The following is a 4,311-nucleotide window of genomic DNA, read 5'->3' as shown; positions in this document are numbered from 1 at the left end:
GCGACGTCCACTTCGTCTGCGTCAACACCCCGCAGAAGCACGGCGAGTACGCCTGCGACATGTCCTACGTCGACGCCGCCGTGGAGAGCCTCGCCGTCCACCTCGACCGCCCGTGCCTCACGCCCGCGCCGTGCGGGGTGCGCGCCCGGCCGGTCGCGTCGGGCCGTGTCCTCGTTCCCCCCGCGGCAGTTGGGCAGGGTCGTACCCGACCGCACCGCGTGGAGGTCCCGGAGTCGTGCGCCGCCCGCCGTCCCGAACCGTTTCGTCCTGCCTGGGGGCCGCCCTGACGCTGCTCGCCACCGCCTCCGGGTGCGTCACCGTCGACGGCCGCCCGCCCGAAGCGCCGCCGCCTCCCGGGGTGTCCGTGGGGGTCGAGGGGCCGGAAGGAGCGGAGACGGATCACGACGTCGGGGCGGTCGACCCCTCGGGTACGGCTACCGGCCACGGTGACAAGGGCGGTGGCTCCCGCCCGCACTCCTCGCCCACCGACCCGGAGCCCGACGACGACCGGCCGGACGAGGCGCCGCGCTCCTCCGACCAGCCCGACCACGGGCCCGACCCGGACCATACGGTCCCGGCCTCGCCGTCGCCGCCGCCCGCGGGGCCTGTGCCGTCCGCGCCGCCCGCGCCGCCACCGGTGCCCTCCGTGCCCCCGCCGGACCCGGACCCCGAACCGGAGCCGGAGCCCGAGCCGCCCGAGCCGGATCCGGGCGAGACCGAGGGCGAGCCGGAGGAGTTCCGGCAGCGCGCCCGCTGAACGGGCGGGCCGACGGCGGCCCCCGACCCCGCCCCGGCCGCAGCACGCCGCGGCCGAGGCGGGCGCGGGCCGGCGGTTGCTGTGGCGCCCGCCACTCCGGCCCCGCACTGGTTTGCGTCGTTCCGGTCGCCGTGCGTATCCTTGTAGATCGTTTGATCCCACTTGCCCGGCGCGCCATCTTTGCGCCGTGTGGCGCGTTCCTCGTCGAAGCCGTGGCTGACCGCAACAAGGCGGTTCGAATCTACCTACGGAGTTCAGGCGCGTGCCGCTTGACTCCGGAAGGTATTGCATCACCCATGTCTGCACCCGTTGAATCCCTCGACGTCCCCGAGATCGTGCTCGACGAGGTCACCGAGCCCCTCGACGCCCTTGAGGTCGAGGCCGCCGCGGACGTCCTGGCGGACGACGAGCCCACCACCACCTTCGGCGACCTGGGACTCCCCGACGCCGTGGTGCGCAAGCTCGCGCAGAACGGCGTCACCGTTCCGTTCCCGATCCAGGCCGCGACCATCCCGGACGCGCTGGCCGGTCGCGACATCCTCGGCCGTGGCCGCACCGGTTCCGGCAAGACCCTGAGCTTCGGCCTGCCGCTGCTCGCCCGCCTCTCCGGCGGCTCCACCGCCCGGAAGCGCCCCCGCGGTGTCATCCTCACGCCCACCCGTGAGCTGGCGATGCAGGTCTCCGACGCCCTCCAGCCCTACGGCGACGTCCTCGGCCTCAAGCTGAAGGTCGTCTGCGGCGGCACCTCGATGGGCAACCAGATCTACGCGCTGGAGCGCGGCGTCGACGTGCTGGTCGCCACCCCCGGCCGCCTTCGCGACATCATCGGCCGCGGCGCCTGTTCGCTGGACGAGGTCGAGGTCGCCGTCCTCGACGAGGCCGACCAGATGGCGGACCTCGGCTTCCTGCCCGAGGTCACCGAGCTGCTCGACCTCGTTCCGGCCGGCGGCCAGCGGATGCTGTTCTCCGCCACGCTGGAGAACGAGATCGACTCCCTCGTGAAGCGCTACCTCGTCGAGCCCGTGAGCCACGAGGTCGACGCGGCCCAGGGCGCCGTCTCGACCATGACCCACCACGTGCTGATCGTGAAGCCGCGCGACAAGGCGCCGATCACCAGCGCGATCGCGGCCCGCAAGGGCGGACGCACCATCATCTTCGTCCGCACCCAGCTCGGTGCGGACCGCGTCGCGGAGCAGCTGCGCGAGTCGGGCGCACGCTCCGACGCCCTCCACGGCGGCATGACCCAGGGCGCCCGCACCCGGACCCTCGCCGACTTCAAGGAAGGCAAGATCAACGTGCTGGTCGCCACGGACGTCGCGGCCCGCGGCATCCACGTCGACGGCATCGACCTGGTGCTGAACGTCGACCCGGCCGGCGACCACAAGGACTACCTGCACCGCTCCGGCCGCACCGCGCGTGCCGGTGAGTCGGGCACCGTCGTCTCGCTGGCGCTCCCGCACCAGCGTCGCGGGGTCTTCCGGCTGATGGAGGACGCGGGCGTCGACGCCTCGCGCCACATCATCGGTCGCGGCGACCTCTTCGACGAGGAGATCACCCGCATCACCGGCGCCCGGTCGCTGACCGAGCTGCACGCGGAGGCGGCCATGGGAGCGGCGCTCCACGCCGAGCGCGAGGCCAAGCGCCTCGTCCGCGAGCTGGAGCGCGCCCAGGAGCGTGCCGGTGAACTCCGCTCGGAGGCCGAGCAGCTGACCGGTCGCGCCGCCCGTGAGCGAGGCGAGGACCCCCAGGAGGCCATCGCCGCGGCCAACGCCGCGCAGGAGGCGGCCGAGGCGGAGCGCGAGGCGCGCCGCGAGACCCGCCGCCTGGAGCGGGAGAGGCAGGACGCCGAGCGCGAGGCGCAGCGGTCGGACCGCGGCGACCGTCGCGACGGCGACCGCGGCGGCTTCCGCCGTGACGACCGCCGTCCCAACGGCCGTGGTGGCGACCGCAACGGCTTCCGCCGTGACGACCGGCGTGACGGCGACCGCGGCGGTGACCGTCCCGGGTTCCGTCGTGACGACCGGCGTGATGGCGACCGCGGTGGGTTCCGCGGTGGTGAGCGTCGCGACGACCGTCCCGGGTTCCGTCGTGACGACCGGCGTGATGGCGACCGCGGTGGGTTCCGCGGTGGTGAGCGTCGCGACGACCGTCCCGGGTTCCGTCGTGACGACCGGCGTGATGGCGACCGCGGTGGGTTCCGCGGTGGTGAGCGTCGCGACGACCGCCCCGGGTTCCGCCGTGACGACCACCGAGGCGACGACCGGCGTGGTGGCGGCGGCTTCCGCCGCGACGACCACCGCGGTGGCGGCCGTCCCACGGACGACCGTCGTGGTGACCGCCCCCGCTACAAGCGCGAGGACTGAGCATCCGGTGCGGCGCCTTCGCGGCGCCGCACCACGTTGACGGCGCGGGCCGGTGAGCATCCCTGACGGGGGCTCACCGGCCCGCGCCGTTTCCGTGCGGGCGCCTCGCGTACCCCCTCACGGCGGTGCGTCGTCGTGGTCATGGCGGTGCTGAGGGGCGTGGTGGCGGCGTGGCTGTGGGGGTTGTCACCCGGTCCGAACCCTGGCGGCGCGCGCTCCGGCCGCCGTATCGTTGCGGTGGCCCGTTGTACGGGCCTCACAACTTCATGCGTGGGCCGCGGGGGGAAGCCGGTGGGAATCCGGCACTGACCTGCAACCGTGAACGGCCGTTCGGCCGTGAGTCGGAACACCCGGCGGGTCACGTGCACTGCTTCTCACTGTCATGGTCTACAGCGTGGAGCCCTCAGCCTGCCGGCCGTCCTGGCCCTCGCCGTGTTCGTGGGAACGTGTCGGGGGTCCGTGTGTGAAGCGGTGCTGGGTGCCGCGCGGGGCCCTTAGGGGAAAGGCCCCAGATGCCCGCCACCGGAGCGCGTATCACCTCGGTCCAGGCACTCGTCGCGCTGCTCGGGCTGTTGGCGGCTCCGCTCGTGGCCGCACCGTCGGCGACCGCACTCCAGGCGCCGCCCGCCGCGGGCATCGCGCCGGTCGGCGGCTTCGCGGAGGCGTTCCGCGCACAGGCGGGCACTCCCGGCTTCTGTCCCGGTGCCACCGGCGTGACGGTCATCGTCGACTTCCGTGAACTGGGCGGCGGACGCGTGGTGCGCTGCGCCCCCGGCGCGCAGGCCGACGGCCTCTCCGCGCTGAAGAACGCCGGGTTCCAGATAGCCGGCACCGCCCGCTGGGGCGAATCGTTCATCTGCCGCATCAACGGCCGCCCGGGGACGGGTTCCGAGGACTGCGTGGACACCCCGCCGGCCTCCGCGTACTGGTCGTACTGGCACGCGCCGAACGGCGGAAACTGGAGCTACAGCCAGCGGGGCGCCACGTACCGCACCCCGCAGCAGGGGACGTTCGAGGGCTGGTCCTTCTCCATGAACCGCGAGATGGACGACGCGCCGCAGCCGGGTGTCGCCCCGGTGCGGCCCGACAACGGCGGCGGCTCCGGCGGGCCCGGTGGACCGGGCGGCTCCGGGGGCCCCGGCGGGTCGGGTGACGCCGGCGGGGGTTCGGCCCCGGGCGGCGGCTCCGGAG

General features: G+C 74.4%; 3 protein-coding genes, 1 pseudogene and 1 riboswitch. All 4 genes and pseudogenes read left to right on the top strand.

Annotated features, from left to right (window positions below):
- Positions 1 to 188 (top strand): annotated as a pseudogene (locus HCJ92_RS25890) (UDP-glucose 6-dehydrogenase); the annotation flags it as partial.
- Between the two features lie 47 nt (positions 189 to 235).
- On the top strand, positions 236 to 757 hold the full coding sequence (locus tag HCJ92_RS22570; RefSeq protein ID WP_167935457.1) for a hypothetical protein: 522 nt from the start codon (positions 236 to 238) through the stop codon (positions 755 to 757).
- Between the two features lie 296 nt (positions 758 to 1,053).
- Positions 1,054 to 3,120, top strand: coding sequence for a DEAD/DEAH box helicase (locus HCJ92_RS22565; RefSeq protein ID WP_167935458.1), 2,067 nt, complete (start codon positions 1,054 to 1,056; stop codon positions 3,118 to 3,120).
- A 256-nt stretch (positions 3,121 to 3,376) separates the two neighbouring features.
- Positions 3,377 to 3,525, top strand: a riboswitch (adenosylcobalamin (AdoCbl) riboswitch).
- A 107-nt stretch (positions 3,526 to 3,632) separates the two neighbouring features.
- Positions 3,633 to 4,311 (top strand): hypothetical protein (locus HCJ92_RS22560; RefSeq protein WP_245241150.1); only part of this gene is annotated, 679 nt, incomplete at its 3' end.

Source organism: Streptomyces spiramenti (assembly GCF_012034385.1).
Classification (GTDB): domain Bacteria; phylum Actinomycetota; class Actinomycetes; order Streptomycetales; family Streptomycetaceae; genus Streptomyces; species Streptomyces spiramenti.
This window is presented reverse-complemented; position numbering and strand designations above follow the sequence as displayed.

What these genes read in the sequence shown, in the direction of transcription:
- HCJ92_RS22565 (WP_167935458.1), top strand. Translation starts at nt 1,054, where the DNA reads ATGTCTGCACCCGTTGAATCCCTCGACGTCCCCGAGATCGTGCTCGAC.